Here is a 20,513-nt window from a genome sequence, read left to right as displayed (position 1 = left end):
GAACTGCGAACTGCGAACTGCGAACTGCGAACTGGCGAACTGGCGAACTGGCGAACTGCGGCAACATCCATCCCCCGATCGAACTCAACCGTCGCCCCCTCCTCCACGTTCACCGCCTCGCCTGCATCTTCAACTCTCGCGCTGCAACGCCGAGAGGGCGCCGGTGGATTGCCACCGACGCCCTCTCAATCTTACTTCACTCGGTGATGCGCAGCCCTGCTTGGCCGGACAGGGGCAAAGCCCCTGTCGTCGGACGGCGCTGGAGCGCCGCCGGCCGGGCACGCCCTTTGGATTCACATTTAGCTTTTGCTAAATGTGAATGGGCTTGCCCTGAACCGCCATCGCCGCTTCCTTGATCGCCTCGGCATGCGTCGGATGCGCATGGCACGTGTAGGCGATGTCTTCGCTGGTCGCGCCGAATTCCATCGCGATGGCGGCTTCGGCGATCAGCGTGCCGGCGAGGCTCGAGACGATCCAGACGCCGAGGACGCGGTCGGTTTTGGCGTCGGCGATGATCTTCACGAAGCCGTCGGTGTCGCGGTTGGTCTTGGCGCGGCTGTTCGCGGCGAACGGGAACTTGCCGACCTTGATGCCACCAGATTCGGCGGTCTTGTCGCGCGCGGCCTCTTCCGTGAGGCCGACGCCGGCGATCTCGGGCATCGTGTAGACGACGCTCGGGATGACGTCCTCGTTGACGATGCCGGTCTGGCCGGCGATGTTTTCCGCGACCGCGACGCCCTCGTCCTCGGCCTTGTGCGCGAGCATCAGGCCGGGGATGCAGTCGCCGATCGCCCAGACGCCGTCGACCTTGGTGCGGAAGCTGTGGTCGGTTTCGATCTGGCCGCGCTTGTTGAGCTCGAGGCCGATGGCTTCGAGGTTGAGGCCGTCAACGTTGGCCTTGCGCCCGATCGAGACGAGCACCGCGTCGGCGGTCAGCGTCTCGGACGCGCCACCCGCGGCGGGCTCGACGGTGACGGTCGCGACGCCGTCAGCGACGGTTACGCCGGTGACCTTGGTCGAGAGCTTCAGCTCCATGCCCTGCTTCTTGAAGAGCTTGGCGGTCTCGCGGCGGACTTCGCCGTCGAAGCCGGGGAGGATCTGGTCGACGAACTCGACGACCGTGACCTTCGCGCCGAGACGACGCCAGACGCTACCGAGTTCGAGGCCGATCACGCCGCCGCCGATGACGACCATGTGCTCGGGGACCTTGGGGATCTCGAGCGCGCCGGTGCTGTCGACGACGGTCTTCTGGTCGACTTCGACGCCGGGGAGCGGCATGACCGAGGAACCGGTGGCGATGACGATGTTCTTCGCGGTGACCTTCTGGCCGGCGATGTCGACGGTGTGCGCGTCCTGGAACGCGGCCTTGCCCTTGAGCCAGGTCACCTTGTTCTTCTTGAACAGGAATTCGACGCCGCCGGTCAGTTCCTTGACGGCCTTGGCCTTCTCGGCGTGCATCTGGTCGAGGTTCAGGGTGACGCCCTGGAAGTCGATGCCGAACTTGGTGAGGTGGCCGCCCTTGGCCTCCTCGTAGATCTCGGAGGCGTGGAGCAGCGCCTTCGACGGGATGCAGCCGACGTTGAGGCAGGTGCCGCCCAGCGTCTCGCGGGATTCGGCACAAGCGGTGCGCAGGCCGAGCTGCGCTGCACGGATCGCCGCGACGTAACCGCCGGGGCCCGCACCGATCACGAGGACGTCATAGTCGTAGTCAGCCATTGTCTCTAATCCCGTTCATCATCATGCGAGGACCCGAATGGCCCCACAGCCGGCATCCGCGCAGGATGCCGCAAATCGGCGCAGGGCAGGAACACCCTGCAAGATATATTCGAGCGCCTCTGGTCCTTCATTTAGGAAGGAATCCGCGAGATACACGTCCTGGGCTGCCATCGCCGCGGGATCGTACCGTTGCGCCAAACTACCGTCGTCCAGCGCTTTGAGCGCCGCATCGAATGTCACCATGCGCTCGGGCGGCACGATCGAATATTCGAGCGAGCCGATACCGTCGCTGCTTTGCATCGGCGTTTCCTCGGCGATGATCCCGAGCGCGTGCCCCATCCCATAGGCTTCGCCCGTCAGCATAAAGTGCAGCGCCTGCCACGCCTTATCGAACTCAACGAGATCCTGGTCCGGTGCGGCGTCATCGAAAACGAAATCCGGAACACCGCGCGGGTCGGCTTGAAGACGCGCAATATCAGCAATGCTGGCCCGACGGAGGTACATTACCATGCCCATCGGGCCAGTCTCCCTTAAAGGTCGATAAGAATCCGCGTCGGATCCTCGATAGCATTTTTCAGCGCCACCAGGAACGTCACGGCTTCGCGGCCGTCGATCAGGCGGTGGTCGTAGCTGAGCGCCAAATACATCATCGGGCGAATGACGATCTGGCCGTTGACGACGACCGGGCGCTCCTCGATGCGGTGGAGGCCCAGCACCGCCGACTGCGGCGGGTTGATGATCGGGGTCGACATCAGCGAGCCGAACACGCCGCCGTTCGAGATCGTGAAGGTGCCGCCCTTCATCTCGTCCATCTTGAGCGCGCCTTCCTTCGCGCGCTTGCCGAAGTCGCCGATCGTCTTCTCGATCGTCGCGACCGACATCTGGTCGGCATCGCGGATCACGGGGACGACGAGGCCGCCCGGCGACGAGACCGCGACCGAGATGTCGGCATAGTCGTGATAGACAATGTCGTCACCGTCGATCGACGCGTTGACCGACGGGATGTCGCGCAACGCCATCGTCGCGGCCTTCACGAAGAAGCCCATGAAGCCGAGGCGAACGCCGTGCTTCTTCTCGAACAGGTCCTTGTACTTGGCGCGTGCCTCGATCACCGCGGTCATGTCGACGTCGTTGAACGTCGTCAGCATCGCGGCGGTGTTCTGCGCTTCCTTGAGGCGCTTGGCGATCGTCTGGCGGAGGCGCGTCATGCGGACACGCTCTTCGCCGCGACCCGATGCGGCGGCGGGCGCTGCTGCCGGAGCGGGCGCTGCGGCGGGCGCAGGTGCTGGCTTGCTCGACGCGGCGGCGGTCACGTCTTCCTTGGTGATGCGACCGTCGCGGCCGGTGCCCTTGACCGTGCCGGGGTCGACGCCGTGCTCGAGGACCGCGCGGCGGACCGAGGGGGACAGAGCTGCGGGGGAGTCGCTGGTGCCGGCACCGGGCTGGTCGCCATAGCCTGCGCCGGACTCGTCCTTGGCGGGCGCGGACGGCGTCGCGGTCGCGGCGGGCTCGGGCGCCTTTGCGGTAGCGGGGGCCGGAGCAGCGGCGGCGCCGTCACCGGAGTCGATCGTGGCGAGCATCGCGCCGACCTGCACGGTGTCGCCGACGGCGACGGCGTGCTGTCCCATGACGCCGGCGACCGGCGACGGAACTTCGACCGAGACCTTGTCGGTCTCGAGGCTGGCGATCGGCTCGTCGACCGCGACGGGATCGCCGGGCTGCTTCAGCCACTCGCCGAGGGTGGCTTCGGTGATCGATTCACCCAGGACGGGGACGGTGACTTCGGTTGCCATTTTCTCGTTTCCTCCACCCCGGCGTAGGCCGGGGTCCAGTTACGAAACGCTGAGTGGCCGGCGTTTCGCTCAATTACATCTACCATCCCAATTGGGCCCCGGCCTACGCCGGGGTGGTAGAAAAACTTAGTTTGCGCGGGTGCGGCGGATTTCGTCGCGGACGGAGTGGCCGAGCGCGTCGGCGACGAGCGCGCCCTGTTCGGCCTGGTGACGCTTCATCAGGCCGGTCGCGGGCGATGCCGAGGCGTTGCGTCCGGCATAGCGCGCGCGCTTCACGCGAGAGTCGACCGTTGCCAGCGCCTCCTCGATCAGCGGCTCGACGAAGAACCAATAGCCGTTGTTCTTCGGCTCTTCCTGCGCCCAGACGATCTCCTCCAGGTTCGGCATCCGTGCGACGCGCTCGGCGATCGGGTTGCCGGGGAAGGGATAGAGCTGTTCCACGCGGACGATCTGCGTGTCGGTGTCGCCCGCCGCGTCGCGTGCCTCGATCAGGTCGTACGCGACCTTGCCGGTGCACAGGACCAGACGCTTCGTATCGACGTCGGCGGCCGGATTGGTATCCGACAACAGGCGGCGGAAGTGGCTGTCGCCCTGGAAATCCTCGGCGTTCGACACCGCCAGCTTGTGCCGCAACAACGACTTCGGCGTCATCACGATCAGCGGCTTGCGGAAGTTGCGGTGCATCTGCCGGCGGAGCAGGTGGAAATAGTTCGCCGGGCTGGTGCAGTTCGCGACCTGGATGTTGTCGTCGGCGCACGACTGGAGGAAGCGCTCGGGACGCGCCGAGCTGTGCTCAGGCCCCTGCCCTTCGTAACCGTGCGGGAGCAGCATCACGAGGCCGTTGGCGCGAAGCCACTTCGATTCGCCGGACGTGATGAACTGATCGATCATGATCTGCGCGCCGTTGACGAAATCGCCGAACTGCGCCTCCCAGAGGACCAGGGTCTTCGGGTCGGCGAGCGCATACCCGTACTCGAAGCCGAGCACGCCGTATTCGCTGAGCGGGCTGTCGAGCACTTCGAAACGACCGTGCTCGATCTCCTGCAACGGCACGTACTTGTGCTCGTCGGTCTGGTCGACCCAGACGGCATGGCGCTGCGAGAAGGTGCCGCGGCCCGAATCCTGGCCGGACAGGCGGACGCCGTATCCTTCCGAGAGCAGGCCGCCGAACGCGAGCGCCTCGCCGGTCGCCCAGTCGAAACCCTTACCCGACTTGAACATCTCGCGCTTGGCATCGATCACGCGGTTGAGCGTCTTGTGGATCTTCACGCTGTCCGGGATCGTGGTCAGCGTGCGACCGAGCGAGTCGAACAGCTTCGTGCTGAGACCCGTCTCGACGTTGCGGCGTGCCGACGCGCCGTCAGTCGGAGCGCTGAGGCCGGTCCAGCGACCGCCGAACCAGTCCGCCTTGTTCGGCTTGTACGACGACCCGGCTTCGAACTCACCCTCGAGGCGGAGCGTGAACTGCTTCACGTTCTCGTCGATCCAGGGCTGGTCGATCACGCCTTCCTTGATCAGGCGATCGCCGTAGACCGAGCTGACGCCGGGGTGCTTGCGGATGATGTCGTACATCAGCGGCTGCGTGAAGGACGGCTCGTCGCCCTCGTTGTGGCCGAAGCGGCGATAGCACCACATGTCGATCACGATGTCGCGGTGGAACTTCTGGCGGAATTCCATCGCCATCTTGGTCGCGAAGGTGACCGCCTCGGGATCGTCGCCATTGACGTGGAAGACCGGCGCCTGGACGCCCTTGGCGACGTCCGACGGGTAAGGCGACGAGCGCGCGAACTGCGGCGAGGTCGTGAAGCCGACCTGGTTGTTGATGATGAAGTGGACGCAGCCGCCGGTGTTGTAGCCGCGGATGCCGGAGAAGCCGAGGCACTCCCAGACGATACCCTGCCCCGCGAACGCCGCGTCGCCGTGGATCAGCACGGGCAGGCTTGCCACGTGATCCTTGAGATCGTTGTTAAGCGTCTGGATCGCGCGCGTCTTGCCAAGCACGACCGGGTCGGCGGCTTCGAGATGCGACGGGTTGGCGACCAGACTCATGTGAACCTTGTGGCCGTCGAACTCGCGATCGGTGCTGGTACCGAGGTGATACTTCACGTCGCCCGAACCGCCGATGTCGTCGGGGTTGGCCGAACCGCCGGCGAATTCGTGGAAGATCACGCGCAACGGCTTGGCCATCACGTTCGCCAGCACGTTGAGGCGACCGCGATGCGCCATGCCGATGACGAGCTCGCGCACGCCCATCTGCCCGCCATACTTGATCACGCTCTCCAGCGCGGGGATCATCGATTCGCCGCCGTCGAGCCCGAAGCGCTTCGTGCCGACATACTTCTTGCCGAGGAATTTCTCCCACTGCTCGGCCTGGATCACCTTGGTGAGGATCGCCTTCTTGCCGTCGGTGGAGAACTCGATCGCCTTGTCCTGGCCCTCCATGCGCTCCTGGAGGAAGCGGCGCTCCTCGACGTCGGAGATGTGCATGTATTCGAGGCCGACATTGCCGCAGTAATTCTTGCGCAACGTGTCGACGAGTTCGCGGATCGAAACCCATTCGAAGCCCATCGTGCCGCCGAGATAGACCTTCCGGTCGATGTCGGCGTCGGAGAAGCCGTGATATTCGGTCTTCAGATCCTCGGGCATCTCGCGCTTCGAAAGGCCGAGCGGATCGAGGTTTGCGGCGAGGTGACCACGGACGCGGTAGGTGCGGACGAGCAGCTGCGCGCGGATCGCGTCGGCCGCGGCCTTGGCGATCTCTTCCTTCGAAACGGGCGCAGGTGCCGCTGCTGCGGGAGCGGGCTTGCCGCCCTTGGCTGGCTTGGGCGCGGGCTCCATCTGCGTGGGATCGAGCGCCGAGGTCAGGTCGTCCGTGGTGGTGAGCGGCCAGCGGGCGCTCTCCCAGCTCGGGCCCTGCGCGGAGCCTTCGAGACCCTCGAAGAACGCGCGCCAACCGGATTCGACCGAGGCCGGGTCCGCGTTGAACTTGGCGTAGAGCGTCTCCACGAACGCCGGGCTGACGCCGGCTGCGATATCGCTGAAATCCTGGCCTTCGTAGCCCATCGTTCTCGTCCTCAGTGTCCTTCTCCCCGCGAGGGAGAAGGAGGGGCCCGCCCGCACTTGCGGGTGGGAGGGTGAGGGCACGGGCAGTCACGTGCCCTCACCCTTCCGCTACCAAGAGGCAGCTCCTTCCCTCTCCCCAAACGGGAGAGGGGTAGTCAGCTCAGCCCTTCAACACGCTCAGCAGCGTCTCGCCGAGCAGGCTGGGGCTTTCCGAAACGCGGATCCCGGCAGCTTCCATCGCCGCGATCTTGCTCTCCGCGTCGCCCTTGCCGCCCGACACGATCGCGCCGGCATGGCCCATGCGACGGCCGGGAGGCGCCGTACGGCCGGCGATGAAGCCTGCCATCGGCTTCGACCGACCGCGCTTGGCTTCGTCGCGGAGGAACTGTGCCGCCTGCTCTTCTGCGTCGCCGCCGATTTCGCCGATCATGATGATCGACTGGGTCTCGTCGTCGGCGAGGAACAGCTCGAGCACGTCGATGAAGTTCGTGCCGTTGACCGGATCGCCACCGATGCCGACCGCGGTCGTCTGACCGAGGCCTGCGTTCGACGTCTGGAACACCGCCTCATAGGTGAGCGTGCCTGAACGGCTGACAACGCCGACCGAACCCTTCTTGAAGATCGAACCGGGCATGATGCCGATCTTGCACTCGCCGGGGGTCAGCACGCCGGGGCAGTTCGGGCCGATGAGACGCGACTTGGAACCCGACAGCGCGCGCTTGACCTTGACCATGTCGAGCACCGGAATGCCCTCGGTGATCGCGACGATCAGCTCGATCTCGGCGTCGATCGCCTCGAGGATCGAATCGGCGGCGAAGGGGGGCGGCACGTAGATGACAGACGCGGTCGCGCCGGTCATCGCCTTGGCTTCGGCGACGGTGTTGTAGACGGGGAGGTCGAGGTGGGTCGTACCGCCCTTGCCGGGCGTGACGCCGCCGACCATCTGCGTGCCGTATTCCAGCGCCATCTTGGTATGAAAGCTGCCGGTTTCGCCGGTCATGCCTTGCGTGATGACCTTGGTGTTCTTGTCGACGAGGATGCTCATTCTATCTCCAGTCCGGTCCGCCCCGGCGAAGGCCGGGGTCCAGTTGGGAAGGCGGTCATGGTAACGCGATACGATCGTACAGGTCGACCCAAGCAGGATTGAACCCTTCGATCTCACGCACTTTCCAGGCCCGCTTCCACTCCTTCATTTGCAGCTCGCGCTGCCGTGCCGCTTCCCATTCACCGCAGGCCTCGTACCAGACGAGGATCTTGCAGCCGTAACGCTTGGTAAAACCGCCAAAACCGTTGCGGTGCTCCCACACACGCTTTGGCAGGTTTACGGTCGAACCGAGGTAGATCGCACCGTTGGGGAAGTTGGCCATGATGTAGACGAACGCTTGTTCTTCCATCATTTCGGCTTTCCCAACTGGACCCCGGCCTTCGCCGGGGTGGTGGTTACTCCTTTTGGTTCGTCACCTCACCTCAAATCAGTTCAGCGAACCGTCGATACCCTTGCAGGCGACGATCAGCTCCTTGACCGCGTCGACCGACACGGTGAGGTTCTGCTTCGCTTCATCATCAAGCTTGATCTCGACGATCTTCTCGACGCCGCCGGCACCGATCACCACCGGCACGCCGACGTACAGATCGGTAAGGCCGTACTCGCCCGACACATACGCCGCCGCCGGCAGCACGCGCTTCTGATCGTACAGATACGCCTCGGCCATCGCGATGCCGCTGGTCGCCGGCGCGTAGTACGCCGAGCCCGTCTTCAGCAGCGCGACGATCTCGCCGCCGCCGCCGCGCGTGCGCTTGACGATCGCGTCGATCTTTTCCTGGCTCGACATGCCCATCGCGATGAGATCGGGAACCGGGATGCCCGACACGGTCGAGTAGCTGATGACCGGAACCATCGTGTCGCCGTGGCCGCCGAGCACGAAGCTGGTGACGTCCTTGACCGAGACCTTGAACTCGTCGGCGAGGAAGTGGCTGAAGCGCGCCGAATCGAGCACGCCGGCCATGCCGACGACCATGTGATGCGGCAGCCCGGAGAACTCGCGGAGTGCCCACACCATCGCGTCGAGCGGGTTGGTGATGCAGATCACGAAAGCGTTCGGGGCGTTGGCCTTGATGCCCTCGCCGACGGCCTTCATGACCTTCAGGTTGATGCCGAGCAGGTCGTCGCGGCTCATGCCGGGCTTCCGTGCGACACCGGCGGTGACGATGATGACGTCCGCGCCGGCGATGTCGGCGTAGTCGTTCGAGCCGGTGATCTGCGAGTCGAAGCCTTCGACCGGGCCGCACTGCGACAGGTCGAGCGCCTTGCCCTGGGGGATGCCCTCGGCGACGTCGAACAGGACGATATCGCCAAGGCCCTTGAGTGCTGCGAGGTGCGCGAGCGTACCGCCGATGTTACCGGCGCCGATCAGCGCGATCTTCTTGCGAGCCATTCCAATCCGTCTCCGTCTGATGTGCGGGGTGATTGGTGACGCCGGTTACGCGCATTATCCCGCTACGGCAACCGCTAAAAGGACAAAAGCGGGTTGTTATTGCAACTAGTTCGCATGTGCAATAAGCTTAGAGGTGGCCCTCGGCGAGATAGTCCTCTGAGCGCATCTCCTCGAGGCGACTGATCGTGCGGTCGAACTCGAAGCGCCCGTCACCGCTTTCGTAGAGGTCGCCGGGTTGCGCATCGGCGGCGGCGAGGAGCTTCACCTTGTGCTCGTACAGCGCGTCGATCAGCGCGACGAAGCGCGCCGCCTCGTTGCGGTTCTCGGGGCCGAGCTTGGGGATGCCGACGAGGATGACGGTGTGGAATTTCCGCGCAATGGCGAGGTAGTCGGCCACTCCCCTCGCCTCGCCGCACAGCTTCTTGAAGCTGAACACCGCGACGCCCTTGAGCGACTTGGGCACCCGGAGCGTGCGGCCCTGGACGATCAGGTCCTCGGCGGGGACGTGCTCGCTGTCGTCGGTCGAGAAGTCGGTGAGGCGGAAGAACGCGGCGGAGAGTTGCGCGGTCGCCTCGGGGCCGTTGGGAACGAGCCAGGTGTCCTGGCTGCCGAGACGGTCGCGGCGATAGTCGACCGGGCCGTTGAGCGGGAGGACGTCGAGGCGCTGTTCGATGGTTGCGATGAAGGGCAGGAAATGCTCGCGGTTGAGGCCGTTCTTGTAGAGATCGGCGGGCGGGCGGTTCGAGGTGGTGACGATCGTCACGCCGGAATCGAGCAGCGAGGTCACCAGCCGCGAGAGTATCATCGCGTCGGGGCTGTTGGTGACCATCATCTCGTCGAACGCGAGCAGCCGCGTCTCGTCGGCGATCGCGGTGGCGACGGGGACGATCGGGTCGCCGACTTCCTTGCGACGCTCGGCGGCGATGCGCGCGTGGACCTCGAGCATGAACTCGCCGAAATGCACGCGGCGTTTTTTGTCGACTGGCGCGTTGGCGAAGAACAGGTCCATCAGCATCGACTTGCCGCGGCCCACGCCGCCCCAGAGATAGACGCCGCGGGGGTCGGGTTTTTTGGAGAAGCGGGCGAAGAAGCCGGTGGATTTTGGGGTGGCGAGTTCGGTAGCGAGGGTGTTGAGGCGGGTGGCGGCGGCGGCTTGTTCGGGGTCGGGACGGAGTTCGCCGGATGCTACGAGCGCTTCGTAGGCTTTGAGTACCGTCATGCCGCCACCCCTTTACCACCCCGGCGAAGGCCGGGGCCCAGGTGGAAAGGTCGCTGTAACGGAGCGCTGCGCTTGATCAATGATCGTGTCCCAACTGGGCCCCGGCCTTCGCCGGGGTGGTGTTACGCGGCGGTGTCAGCCCTTGGAGGCTTGCCGGACGGCTTGCGGATCGTGGCCGAGAAGGCGGCGATCTTCGTGTCGTCGTCCCCTTGCACCACGAGACCCCGGAGGAACAAGAGGCGGCCGGTTTCCTTGAGCACCTCGACCTGCGCCTCGATCGGCTCGCCGACGCGGCCGCCGCCGATGAATTGCGTGTTGAGATCGAGCGTGACCGCGGTGCCGGCGGTGATCAGGCCGAAGCCTCTTGCAGCTGCGAACAGCGCGACGTCGATGAACGCGAGGAGCGCGCCGCCGTGGACGTTGTTCTGGAGGTTCGAGTGACGATGCTCGGGGGTGATGCGGACGCGGACGGTGTGGCCGTCGACGCGGTAGAGCATGGGGCCGAGCAGGGTGTTGAAGCGGGTGGGGTCGGAGAGCGACCAACTGCGCCAGCCTGGGTTGGCCGGGTCTTCGGCTTCGACGAAATGGGGTTTGTCAGTCATAAATTCTGTTCGTCCCCAGTAGGCATCGAGCTTGTCGAGATGGCGTATCGAAGGACATGTACCTCGATACGAGCTCTCGACTACGCTCGATCTCTACTCGGCACGAACGGGGTGGGGGGAAGGCAGGTCTTATCCCCCCCCCCCCCCAAAAAGTCGGGAAAGGTAGGGCCCCTCCCCCAACCGAAGGGATCAGACGATCCGTTCTGCTTCCATCTTCTTGATCTCGGCGATCGCCTTGGCGGGGTTCAGCCCCTTGGGGCACGCGTTCGCGCAGTTCATGATGGTGTGGCAGCGGTACAGGCGGAACGGATCCTCGAGTTCGTCGAGACGCTCGCCGGTCATTTCGTCGCGGCTGTCGGCGAGCCAGCGATAGGCCTGCAACAGGATCGCGGGGCCCAGGAACTTGTCGGCGTTCCACCAATAGCTCGGGCACGAGGTCGAGCAACAGGCGCACAGGATGCACTCGTACAGGCCGTCGAGCTTCGAGCGATCTTCCGGCGACTGGAGGCGCTCCTTGCCCGAGGGCGGCGGGGTGACGGTCTGCAGCCACGGCTTGATCGACGAGTACTGAGCATAGAAATGCGTGAAGTCGGGGACCAGGTCCTTGATCACGTCCATGTGCGGCAACGGGGTGATCTGGACCTCGCCCTTGCAATCCTCGATCGCGGTCGTGCAGGCTAGGCCGTTCTTGCCGTTGATGTTCATCGAGCACGAGCCGCAGATCCCCTCGCGGCACGAGCGGCGGAAGGTGAGCGAGGAATCCTGCTCGCTCTTCATCTTGATCAGCGCGTCGAGCACCATGGGGCCGGTGTCGTCGAGATCCAGCGCGAACGTATCGTAGCGCGGGTTCTCGCCGCTGTCTGGATCGTAGCGATAAACCTTGAACGATTTCAGACGCTTACCCCCGTTTGCGGGCGCATGCTTGACGCCCTTCTTGATGACGCTGTTTTTCGGGAGCGAGAATTCGGCCATTGCGAGCGGTCCGTCCGTGGTGTGATTATAGGTTGTCAGAGCCGATACATGACAGCGGCCCTCCCCGCAAATCCTTAGCTTCGCGGGTGCAACATGGGTCACACCCGCTGTCGCGTCGGCTGCGCTTGCCTGCTCAGATGATGTCGAGGACGAGCCCGAGGTCGCGGGCTTCCTCGGCTTCGATGTACCAGTTGGAGGGGGCCTTCTTCTTCAATTCCTCGAGCGACACCTTCGAGCCCTCGACGATCGCCCGAAAACCTTCCTCCTGGATGTTGATCGAGTCCTCGATCTCGTGGAGCTTGGCCTTGAGCGTGTAGGACAGTGTGTTGAGCGGGCCGTTGAGTTCGATCGTGCTCTGCATCTGGCGCTCGTGGATCATGATGCGGCTGTTGCGCGTCAGGAAACGGCTGTCGACCGGGAAGGCGGACATGAACGTCGCGCCGGCGGAATAGACCGCGACCTTGCCGAGGAAAAGCGTCTCGCGGCCGGTATATTCGCGCAGCAGGCGGATGTTGTCGCCCATCGCGCGCGCGACTTCGGGGTCGCCGCCGAGCGTGGTGATCGAGACGACCAGCGGACCCTCGGTGGGCGCGGCGACGAGTTGCGACTTGAAATTGGCGTACATCGCGTCGTCGACGGGGCCATGGAGGTGGATGTGGGGGGCGGCCAGCAGTGGGTAGTTGCGGGCGTTCGAAGCGGGGGATGTGTCGGTCATGCCGCGGCAAACTTTTGCGGGCGCGGTGGGTTCCTGATGAGTTGCGGCATATCAGCACAGTGATTTGGCGTGACCTGTTCGACGTGCTACAAAGCGGTCATGATTGAAACCATCCATGCCGGCGCGACGGTTAGCATCAGCGACCTGAAGAAGAATCCGTCTGGAGTCATCGAGGCTGCGGGTGGATTTCCAGTTGCCGTCCTCAATCGGAATACGCCTGCTGCGTATCTGGTGCCGGCGGCGGCTTGGGAAGAATTGATGGACCGGTTGGAGGACGTCGAACTGGCAGACCTGGTGCGGGCGCGTGCCGACGAGGTGCCGGTCGCGGTGTCGCTTGGCGACCTATAGTCTCGCGTTCCTGCCGAGTGCGCTGCGGGAATGGGAGAAGCTTGGCGCCAATGTTCGCGAGCAGTTCAAGGCGAAGCTGACCGAGCGGTTGGGCGAGCCGCATATTGCGAGTGCGCGACTGAGTGGGATGGCCGGGTGCTACAAGATCAAGCTGAGGGCTGCGGGGTATCGACTTGTGTACCGGGTGGACGATGGCCTGGTGACGGTGATCGTCGTGGCGGTCGGGCGGCGGGATCGTAATCTGGTGTACAAGATCGCGGCAGGGCGGCTCGATTAGTCGTCGGCGTTGCGCCTGGAGCTTGTTTCCCCGCGAAGGCGGGGATCCAGACTGGGCTCCCGCCTTCGCGGGAGAACAAGGAAGAGGGTCAGGCCTTCCCGGCCGTGCGCTTGTACTGGAGAAGCCAGCCTACCAAGCCGCCCGGGACGCCGCCTACCAGCGAGAACAGCGCGTAGAAGGTTATCGCTATCTTCTGGGGTTCTTCGCCTACACCGCGAGGTTCGATGGCGAAGACGTAGATCGCGGTCAGTAGCGCGACGACCACCGGCCATAGGAAGCCGGCGATCATCGGTTGGAAGCGCGTCAGGAGCCCCACCGCGACGGGCACGAGGAACCCGATCGCGATGATGGCCCAGGTCATTAGTATACCCGCTTCTTGGGCTTGATGTAGTCGATGTCGTCGGTGAGCGTGTAGTCGTGGACCGGGCGGAAATCGATCTTGGTCTCGCCGCCCTTGCCGCCCCAGCCGTTGAAGGTGGTGATGGTGTGCTTCATCCAGTTCGCGTCGTCGCGCTCGGGGAAATCCTCGTGCATGTGGGCGCCGCGCGACTCGGTGCGGTTGGCGGCCGAGTTCATCGTCACGACCGCCTGGCCGATCAGATTGTCGAGCTCCATCGTCTCGACCAGATCGGTGTTCCAGATCATGCTGCGATCCTTCACGGCGACGTCGGTCATCCGGCTGTAGATCCCGGCCATCTTCTCGACGCCCTGGTTGAGCAGTTCGGTGTCGCGGAACACGGCGCAATGCTTCTGCATGGTCTGCTGCATGTCGAGACGGATCTGCGCGGTCGGCGAACCGCCGCTCGCGTTGCGGAAATGGTCGAGACGCGTCAGCGCGAGATCTTCCGACCCCTTGGGCAGCGGCGCGTGCGCGGTGCCCGGCTTCAGCGTGTCCTTGATCCGCAGGCCGGTCGCGCGGCCGAACACCACGAGATCGATCAGGCTGTTCGAGCCGAGCCGATTGGCACCGTGGACCGAGACGCAGGCAGCCTCACCGACCGCGAACAGGCCGGGGACGACCGCATCGGGGTTGCCATCGACGAGGTTGACGACTTCGCCGTGGAAGTTCGTCGGGATGCCGCCCATGTTGTAATGCACGGTCGGCGTGACCGGCAGCGGCTGGCGCGTGAGGTCGACGCCGGCGAAGACTTTCCCAGTCTCGGTGATGCCCGGCAGGCGCTCGGCGAGCACCTTGGGATCGATGTGATCGAGGTGCAGGAAGATGTGGTCGCCGTTCTTGCCGACGCCGCGGCCTTCACGCATTTCGAGCGCCATCGAGCGGCTGACGACGTCGCGCGAGGCGAGGTCCTTCGCCGACGGGGCATAGCGCTCCATGAAGCGCTCGCCCTCGGAGTTGGTCAGGTAACCGCCCTCACCGCGTGCGCCCTCGGTGATGAGCACGCCCGCGCCGTAGATGCCGGTCGGGTGGAACTGGACGAACTCCATGTCCTGCAACGGAAGCCCGGCGCGGAGCACCATCGCGTTGCCGTCGCCGGTGCAGGTGTGCGCCGAGGTCGCCGAGAAATAGACGCGGCCATAGCCACCGGTGGCGAGCACGGTCTGGTGGCTCCGGAAGCGGTGGATCGAGCCGTCTTCCATGCACAGCGCGATGACGCCGCGGCAGACGCCGTTTTCCATGATCAGGTCGAGCGCGAAATACTCGACGAAGAAGTCCGTGTTGTACTTCAGGCTCTGCTGGTACAGCGCGTGGAGCATCGCATGGCCGGTGCGATCGGCGGCGGCGGCGGTGCGCTGGACCGGGGGGCCCTCGCCCATGTTCTGCATGTGGCCGCCGAACGGACGCTGATAGATCGTGCCGTTCTCGTTACGGCTGAACGGCATGCCGGCATGTTCGAGCTCGTACACCGCCTGCGGGGCCTCGCGGCAGAGATACTCGATCGCGTCCTGGTCGCCGAGCCAGTCGGACCCCTTGACGGTGTCGAACATGTGCCAGGTCCAGTGATCCGGCGAGTTGTTGCCGAGCGACGCGGCGATGCCGCCCTGTGCGGCGACGGTGTGGCTGCGGGTCGGGAAGACCTTGGTGATGCACGCGGTCTTCAAGCCGCTCTCGGCGATGCCCATCGTCGCGCGCAGGCCGGAGCCGCCGGCACCGACGACGACCGCATCATAGGTATGATCGATGATCTTGTAGGCAGCTGACATTACGCGGGAGCTCCGGAGAAGGCGACCTTCAGGATCGCGAACAGGGCGATGCCGCCCAGCGTGAAGGTGAACAGGTTGAGGAGGATCATCGTCACGACACGGCTCTCGCCATGCTGGTAATCCTCGATCACGACCTGAAGACCGAGACGGAAGTGATAGAACACCGACAGGATCAGCAGCGCCATCGGCACCGCGACCCAGGCCGACTGCAGCCACAGATGGACCGCGGCGTAATCATAGCCCGGCATCCGCGCGACCGAGATCATCAGCCACACCATGAGGAACAGGTTCGAGCCCGCCGTGAGGCGCTGCTGCCACCAGTGATGCGCACCGTGCTTGGCGCTGCCCAGGCCGCGGACGCGACCGATTGCCGTACCCGAACCCATTACTTGATCCCCATGTAGAGCCAGAACACGATCGTCAGCGCTACGCTGGCGACCATCGTCGCGATCGCGCCCATCTTGTTCCGCTTCAGTTCGTAGCCGGCGCCGATATCGAGCACCATGTGGCGGATCCCGGTCATCATGTGCTGGAACAGCGACAGCGTCAGCCCGACCGCGATGATATAGCCGAGGATGTTGAGCCGCCCGGTGTCGGTGGTGAACACGTCGACGAAGGTCGCATAGGCCTGATCGCCCGCGGCGATCGCGGCGAGCCACCAGACGAGCAGGATGCTGCCGACGGTCGCCATCCCGCTGCCGGTCACGCGGTGCAGGATCGAGACCAGCATGTGCGGGCCCCATTTATAGACCTGCAGATGGGGAGAAAGCGGGCGTGCCGGGTTGCGCGATGCCAAGGGCGGAGTCCTCGAACCAGAAGATGACGAACCAAGAACAGCTTGGCCCAGAATATATAGATTGGGCGACCTATTAGCCACCGCGTGCTGCGATGCAACCCATTGGGGCCGGTCCGATAACCCATGACACCGCGCGCGTGATGCCGTGCGGGACACGTTGGCCATGCACGTGACGTGACGTCGATCCCTAACCAGCCCTTAAGACATGGCGTGTAGCGATGGCGTCGTACATTCGATCCGGAGTTCACCGTCTTGACCACCAACGACCTGCCGGCCCCCGGCTCGATCGCGGCCTCCGTCGACCTGATGGCGCGGCTGCGGGTGTTCGATTTCGACGGATCGCTGACCGGCGCGAGCCGCGAAGTCTGGGCCGCGCTGGCGCCCGAGATCACGCATGTGTCCAGGGCGTTCTGGGAACAATGGCTGCAGTGTTTTTCAGACGAACGGATATGGGCGCCGCACGAAACCGACCAGATGATCGAGATCGGTTGCACGTTCCTGCGCAATCGCTTCCTGGACACGAGTGGACGCGCCTGGATCGAATCGATCGAGCGGTCGGTCGCGACGGCGTATGTCGCCGACGTATCGCCAATGGCGCTGCTGTCGATGATCAGCGCGAGCGACCGCGCCGCGCTGGACGTTCTGATGCGGCGGGTCGATCGGTCGGATCCGAAGCTGCCGGTGTTCATCGACACGCTGATGCGGCTGTCGGCGCTGGAGGGCGAGATCACGGTCGCGATCTATAACCGCTACCAGATGCATACCGCGCAGGTCGCGCGCGACACGCTGGCGGCGGAGTTCCGCGACGGCATCGCGGCGATGGTCGAGACCGCGACCGACGAGGGGCATATGCTGCGCGAACAGGCGTTGCGCAGCTCGGCCTCGACGCGTGCGGTGCTTGGCAAGGCGAGCGAAGTCGCGGCCGCCGCAGAGCAATCCGCGGTGGCGATGCGCGAAGCCGCGCAGACCGCCGCCGGCCTGATCCGCGCGATCGAGGATGCGCGGACCGAGGTGGAGGCTGCCGCGGAGATCGCCAATCGGGCATCGGCGCAGGCTGGCCAGGCGGTCGGCATGTCGGAAACGCTGAGCGATCATGCGAAGTCGATCGAGTCGATCCTGGGGCTGATCCGCGACATTGCCGGGCAGACCAACCTGCTCGCGTTGAACGCGACGATCGAGGCGGCGCGCGCGGGCGATGCCGGCCGCGGGTTCGCGGTGGTGGCGCAGGAGGTAAAGAGCCTCGCCAACCAGACCGCGCGGGCGACCGACGACATCGCCGCGAAGATCGCCGCGATCCAGTCGGCGACGCGCTCGACGGTGGAGACGAATGCGTCGATCAAGTCGACGGTGGCGGAGGTGCAGGAAAGCGCCGACCGCATCCGTTATGCGATGGAGGCGCAGGCGCAGACGGTCACCGCGATCACCGCGGCGGTAGACGAGACCGCGCTGGCGGCGGATTCGATGTCCAACACGATCGCCGCGATCCGCGAGGATACCGAGACGGTGGCCACCGAGATCGACGGGGTGGGTCGCGGGTTCGACGTGCTCGACGGGCGGCTCAGCAATTTGAAGAACAGCGCGGGGGATTTCGTCGCGAAGGTTGCGGCCTAGGCGCGGGCTATCGTCCTTGCGTGCGGGATTGGCGTGACGAGGCGGCGTGGCGCGCGCTAGAGGTGCGGCATGACCATTCTTCTTACAGGCTCCAGCCGCGGTATCGGCGCGGCCATTCATGCGGCGCTGACCGATGCGGGCGCGTCCGTCATCGGGCATGGGACCGCTAGCGGTATCCCGGCCGACTTCAGCGATCCCGCGGGGCCGACTGCGTTGTGGAACGCCGCGCTGGAGCAAGCTGGCGGCGCGATCGATGTGTTGATCAACAATGCTGGCGTGTTCGAGGCGGCACCGCTCGCCGATGACGACTGGACCGCGCAGTGGGAGCGGACGATGCGGATCAACCTGACCGCGTCGGCGGAGCTGTGTCGGTTGGCGGTGTTGCATTGGCAGGCGCGCGGTGTCGGCGGGCGGATCGTCAATATCGCGAGCCGGGCGGCGTATCGCGGGGATTCGCCGGCGCACTGGCATTACGCCGCGTCGAAGGCGGGGATGGTAGCGATGACCAAGACGATCGCTCGGGGCTATGCTCGGGAGGGCATCCTCGCGTTCGCGGTGTGCCCCGGGTTCACGATGACCGGGATGGCGGAAGATTATCTGTCGAGCCGTGGCGGTGATGCGTTGCTGGCGGATATTCCGCTCGGCCGGGTTGCGGCACCTGAAGAGATCGCGGCGGCGGCGAAGTTTCTTGCGTTGGAGGCGCCGGCCTCGATGACGGGGTCGGTGATCGACGTGAATGGGGCGAGCTATGTCCGATAGTTGGAAGCTCACCCTCCCCTGCACGCGCGCGGAGGCGGAGGCGATCGACGCTAGCGACGATCTGACGATCGATGGCGTGTTGATGACGACCGAGGAGATCGAGGACGACGTCGAATCGTGGCGGCTCGATGCGTATTTCGAGCATGAGCCGGCGGCGGATACGGTCGCGGCTGTGCGCGCGCTGGTGCCGAGTGCGACTGGGGCCGAGATCGTGGTCGACCGGCTGGGGGATGCGGACTGGGTGACGATGAGCCAGGCGGGGCTGGAGCCTTTGTCGGTCGGGCGGTTCTTCGTGCATACGGGGGCGCATGCGGGCGCGGTGCCGGCGGACAAGCGGGCGTTCCTGATCGAGGCGAGCCGGGCGTTCGGGACGGGGCATCACGAGACGACCAGCGGGTGTCTGGCGATGCTCGACGGGTTGGCGGACGCGTCGTTTGCGAACGTGATCGATATCGGGACTGGGACTGGGTTGCTCGCGTTTGCGGCGGCGCATCTTTGGCCTGAGGCCAGGGTGATGGGGACGGATATCGACCCGGTCTCGATCGATGTGACGGCGGAGAATGCGGCGCTTAATGGGGTCGAGGGGATCGATCTGGTTGTGGCGGATGGTACGCTGGACGATGCGATCGTGGTTCGGGCGCCGTATGATCTGGTAATCGCGAATATTCTTGCTGGGCCGCTGGTGTCGATGGCGCCGGAGATCGCTTCGATTTCGGATGTGGGGGCGACGATTGTTCTTGCCGGGTTGCTGGACACGCAGCGGGCCGGGGTGGCGGCGGCGTATGAGGCTTGCGGATGTTCGCTCGAGGCGGTCGACCGGCGGGGGGATTGGAGCGTGCTTCGGTTGCGCGCGGGGGCGGTAAGGTTCGTGGCGGAGGGGCCGTTCGATCCGAAGGGGCGCGATGGGTGGGCGTTGGATATTTGAGGTAGCGCAGGCCTTCCCTCAAGAAGGTTGTTCCCCCGCGAAGGCGGGGGTCCAGACTGGACCCCCGCCTTCGCGGGGGAACAAGTTGGGAAGCGTTGTACTCACCCCACTGCCGCCGCCACCCCGGCGGAGGCCGGGGCCCAGTTGGGCGAACCCTTGCGATAGAACCGCACCGCTATCCCAACTGGGCCCCGGCCTTCGCCGGGGTGGTGGCTTCTAGGGATCCTTATGCGGTCTCAGCGGATGCCTTCGACGTCGCGTACTCCTGCGTGCCCTCGGTAATCACCACATCGCCGGGCTCGATCCGCGCGACGGGAATATCCGGAAGCGCCTTCAGCTCTTCGTACAGCGGTGCGAAATCCGTCTCTACCGTCAGTCTCAACAACTCCTCGAAGCTCGGAATGACGAAGTAGTTCTGCTGGAAATCATCGATCCGGTATTCGGTCCGCATGACCCGGGCGAGGTCGAGCGCGATCCGGTTGGGGCTCGGGTCGTCCAAGGCAAACCGGGTTTCCGCGTAGCTGGAGACGATCCCCGAGCCGTAGATGCGCAGGCCTTCGGGTTCCGCGATCAGGCCGAACTCAACCGTGTACCAGTAGAGCCGTCCCAAGTATTTCAGCGCGTCGAGGCCCAGCGCACGCTGGCCGCCGCGGCCGTAGGCGGCGAGGTAATCCGCAAAGACCGGGTCGGCGAGCATCGGCACGTGGCCGAACACGTCGTGGAAGACGTCGGGCTCCTGCAGATAATCGAGCTGATCGGGGCGGCGGATGAAGTTGCCCGCCACGAACCGCCGGTTGGCCATGTGATCAAAGAACACGTCGTCGGGGACGAGGCCGGGGACCGCGACGACCGACCAGCCGGTGAGCTTGGTCAGGCGCTCGGACAGTTCCTCGAAATCGGGGATGCCGGGTTTCGACAGCTTCAAAACATCGAGCCCGCGCAGCCAGGCGTTCGACGCGCGGCCGGGGAGCAGCTTCGACTGGCGCGCGAACAGCGTGTCCCAGGTCGCGTGATCCTCCGCGGTGTAATCCGCCCAGTTCTGCGGGATCGTCCAGTCGGGCGCGCCTTCGGGCGGGGTGCTCAGTACGTGTGTGTCATTGGCCATGCGGCTGGTCTAGC

Annotated in this window: 21 protein-coding genes; 5 read left to right on the top strand and 16 right to left on the bottom strand. The window is 65.1% G+C overall.

Translation table 11 applies throughout. The annotated features are described in order from the left end of the window. Window positions 1-309 precede the first annotated feature (309 nt). From lpdA to AC59GX_RS02535, 11 genes are all read right to left on the bottom strand, one after another. On the bottom strand, window positions 310-1,716 hold the full coding sequence (gene lpdA / locus AC59GX_RS02585) for a dihydrolipoyl dehydrogenase (RefSeq protein ID WP_426282458.1): 1,407 nt from the start codon (window positions 1,714-1,716) through the stop codon (window positions 310-312). Window positions 1,717-1,737: 21 nt separating this feature from the next. Then, complete coding sequence (locus AC59GX_RS02580) at window positions 1,738-2,232, bottom strand: DUF1877 family protein (protein ID WP_426282459.1); 495 nt, start codon at window positions 2,230-2,232, stop codon at window positions 1,738-1,740. Window positions 2,233-2,246: 14 nt separating this feature from the next. Further along, window positions 2,247-3,509: a 2-oxoglutarate dehydrogenase complex dihydrolipoyllysine-residue succinyltransferase gene (gene odhB, locus AC59GX_RS02575; RefSeq protein WP_056060656.1), complete on the bottom strand. Its 1,263-nt coding sequence runs from the start codon at window positions 3,507-3,509 to the stop codon at window positions 2,247-2,249. A 126-nt stretch (window positions 3,510-3,635) separates the two neighbouring features. Further along, window positions 3,636-6,572 carry a 2-oxoglutarate dehydrogenase E1 component gene (locus AC59GX_RS02570; RefSeq protein ID WP_426282460.1) on the bottom strand — a complete coding sequence of 979 codons (2,937 nt, stop codon included), beginning with the start codon at window positions 6,570-6,572 and terminating at the stop codon, window positions 3,636-3,638. A gap of 160 nt (window positions 6,573-6,732) precedes the next feature. Beyond that, window positions 6,733-7,617 carry a succinate--CoA ligase subunit alpha gene (gene sucD, locus AC59GX_RS02565; protein WP_132896083.1) on the bottom strand — a complete coding sequence of 295 codons (885 nt, stop codon included), beginning with the start codon at window positions 7,615-7,617 and terminating at the stop codon, window positions 6,733-6,735. A 55-nt stretch (window positions 7,618-7,672) separates the two neighbouring features. Beyond that, window positions 7,673-7,969, bottom strand: a complete 297-nt coding sequence (locus AC59GX_RS02560) for a GIY-YIG nuclease family protein (protein WP_426282461.1) — start codon at window positions 7,967-7,969, stop codon at window positions 7,673-7,675. Window positions 7,970-8,044: 75 nt separating this feature from the next. Beyond that, window positions 8,045-9,007 (bottom strand): malate dehydrogenase, encoded by a 963-nt coding sequence (gene mdh, locus AC59GX_RS02555; RefSeq protein ID WP_056047455.1) that lies wholly within the window; start codon window positions 9,005-9,007, stop codon window positions 8,045-8,047. Window positions 9,008-9,134: 127 nt separating this feature from the next. Next, window positions 9,135-10,226: a cell division protein ZapE gene (gene zapE, locus AC59GX_RS02550; protein WP_426282462.1), complete on the bottom strand. Its 1,092-nt coding sequence runs from the start codon at window positions 10,224-10,226 to the stop codon at window positions 9,135-9,137. A gap of 122 nt (window positions 10,227-10,348) precedes the next feature. Continuing rightward, window positions 10,349-10,828, bottom strand: a complete 480-nt coding sequence (locus tag AC59GX_RS02545) for a PaaI family thioesterase (RefSeq protein WP_426282463.1) — start codon at window positions 10,826-10,828, stop codon at window positions 10,349-10,351. A gap of 189 nt (window positions 10,829-11,017) precedes the next feature. Beyond that, complete coding sequence (locus AC59GX_RS02540; protein WP_426282464.1) at window positions 11,018-11,800, bottom strand: succinate dehydrogenase iron-sulfur subunit; 783 nt, start codon at window positions 11,798-11,800, stop codon at window positions 11,018-11,020. Window positions 11,801-11,933: 133 nt separating this feature from the next. Further along, a complete protein-coding gene (locus AC59GX_RS02535; RefSeq protein WP_426282465.1) occupies window positions 11,934-12,515 on the bottom strand; it encodes a ClpP family protease in 582 nt (193 codons plus the stop codon). Between the two features lie 99 nt (window positions 12,516-12,614). Here AC59GX_RS02535 and AC59GX_RS02530 point away from each other — a divergent pair, with 99 nt between their 5' ends. Both AC59GX_RS02530 and AC59GX_RS02525 read left to right on the top strand, forming a co-directional pair. Beyond that, window positions 12,615-12,863 (top strand): type II toxin-antitoxin system Phd/YefM family antitoxin, encoded by a 249-nt coding sequence (locus tag AC59GX_RS02530; RefSeq protein WP_156348804.1) that lies wholly within the window; start codon window positions 12,615-12,617, stop codon window positions 12,861-12,863. Further along, entirely contained in the window at window positions 12,850-13,140 is a 291-nt protein-coding gene (locus AC59GX_RS02525) for a type II toxin-antitoxin system RelE family toxin (RefSeq protein ID WP_107964064.1), read from the top strand. Before AC59GX_RS02530 ends, AC59GX_RS02525 begins: the two co-directional genes overlap by 14 nt. A gap of 88 nt (window positions 13,141-13,228) precedes the next feature. On the opposite strand, the gene AC59GX_RS02520 is transcribed toward AC59GX_RS02525, so the two are convergent. From AC59GX_RS02520 to sdhC, 4 genes are read right to left on the bottom strand one after another with little or no spacing between them, the layout of a single operon-like run. After that, window positions 13,229-13,501, bottom strand: coding sequence for a hypothetical protein (locus AC59GX_RS02520; RefSeq protein ID WP_426282466.1), 273 nt, complete (start codon window positions 13,499-13,501; stop codon window positions 13,229-13,231). Beyond that, entirely contained in the window at window positions 13,501-15,303 is a 1,803-nt protein-coding gene (sdhA, locus tag AC59GX_RS02515) for a succinate dehydrogenase flavoprotein subunit (protein ID WP_056047438.1), read from the bottom strand. Before sdhA ends, AC59GX_RS02520 begins: the two co-directional genes overlap by 1 nt. Continuing rightward, window positions 15,303-15,689 (bottom strand): succinate dehydrogenase, hydrophobic membrane anchor protein, encoded by a 387-nt coding sequence (gene sdhD, locus AC59GX_RS02510; protein ID WP_056060687.1) that lies wholly within the window; start codon window positions 15,687-15,689, stop codon window positions 15,303-15,305. The genes sdhA and sdhD overlap by 1 nt, the downstream gene beginning before the upstream one ends. Beyond that, complete coding sequence (gene sdhC, locus AC59GX_RS02505; RefSeq protein ID WP_426282467.1) at window positions 15,689-16,099, bottom strand: succinate dehydrogenase, cytochrome b556 subunit; 411 nt, start codon at window positions 16,097-16,099, stop codon at window positions 15,689-15,691. The genes sdhD and sdhC overlap by 1 nt, the downstream gene beginning before the upstream one ends. 267 nt (window positions 16,100-16,366) lie before the next feature. On the opposite strand from sdhC, the gene AC59GX_RS02500 reads away from it, so the two are divergent. The 3 genes from AC59GX_RS02500 to AC59GX_RS02490 all read left to right on the top strand — a co-directional run bounded on the left by AC59GX_RS02500 (window position 16,367) and on the right by AC59GX_RS02490 (window position 19,394). Beyond that, the gene (locus AC59GX_RS02500) at window positions 16,367-17,710 is read left to right on the top strand and encodes a methyl-accepting chemotaxis protein (RefSeq protein ID WP_056061736.1); all 1,344 of its coding nucleotides are present in this window, start codon (window positions 16,367-16,369) and stop codon (window positions 17,708-17,710) included. A 69-nt stretch (window positions 17,711-17,779) separates the two neighbouring features. Then, window positions 17,780-18,469 carry an SDR family NAD(P)-dependent oxidoreductase gene (locus AC59GX_RS02495; protein ID WP_426282468.1) on the top strand — a complete coding sequence of 230 codons (690 nt, stop codon included), beginning with the start codon at window positions 17,780-17,782 and terminating at the stop codon, window positions 18,467-18,469. Next, entirely contained in the window at window positions 18,459-19,394 is a 936-nt protein-coding gene (locus tag AC59GX_RS02490) for a 50S ribosomal protein L11 methyltransferase (RefSeq protein ID WP_426282469.1), read from the top strand. Before AC59GX_RS02495 ends, AC59GX_RS02490 begins: the two co-directional genes overlap by 11 nt. 226 nt (window positions 19,395-19,620) lie before the next feature. Here the strand turns inward: AC59GX_RS02490 and phhA are convergent, their stop codons facing one another. Further along, window positions 19,621-20,499 (bottom strand): phenylalanine 4-monooxygenase, encoded by an 879-nt coding sequence (gene phhA, locus AC59GX_RS02485; RefSeq protein WP_426282470.1) that lies wholly within the window; start codon window positions 20,497-20,499, stop codon window positions 19,621-19,623. Window positions 20,500-20,513: the final 14 nt, after the last annotated feature.

It is taken from the genome of Sphingomonas sp. 320_CC (genome assembly GCF_059691795.1).
This window is presented reverse-complemented; position numbering and strand designations above follow the sequence as displayed.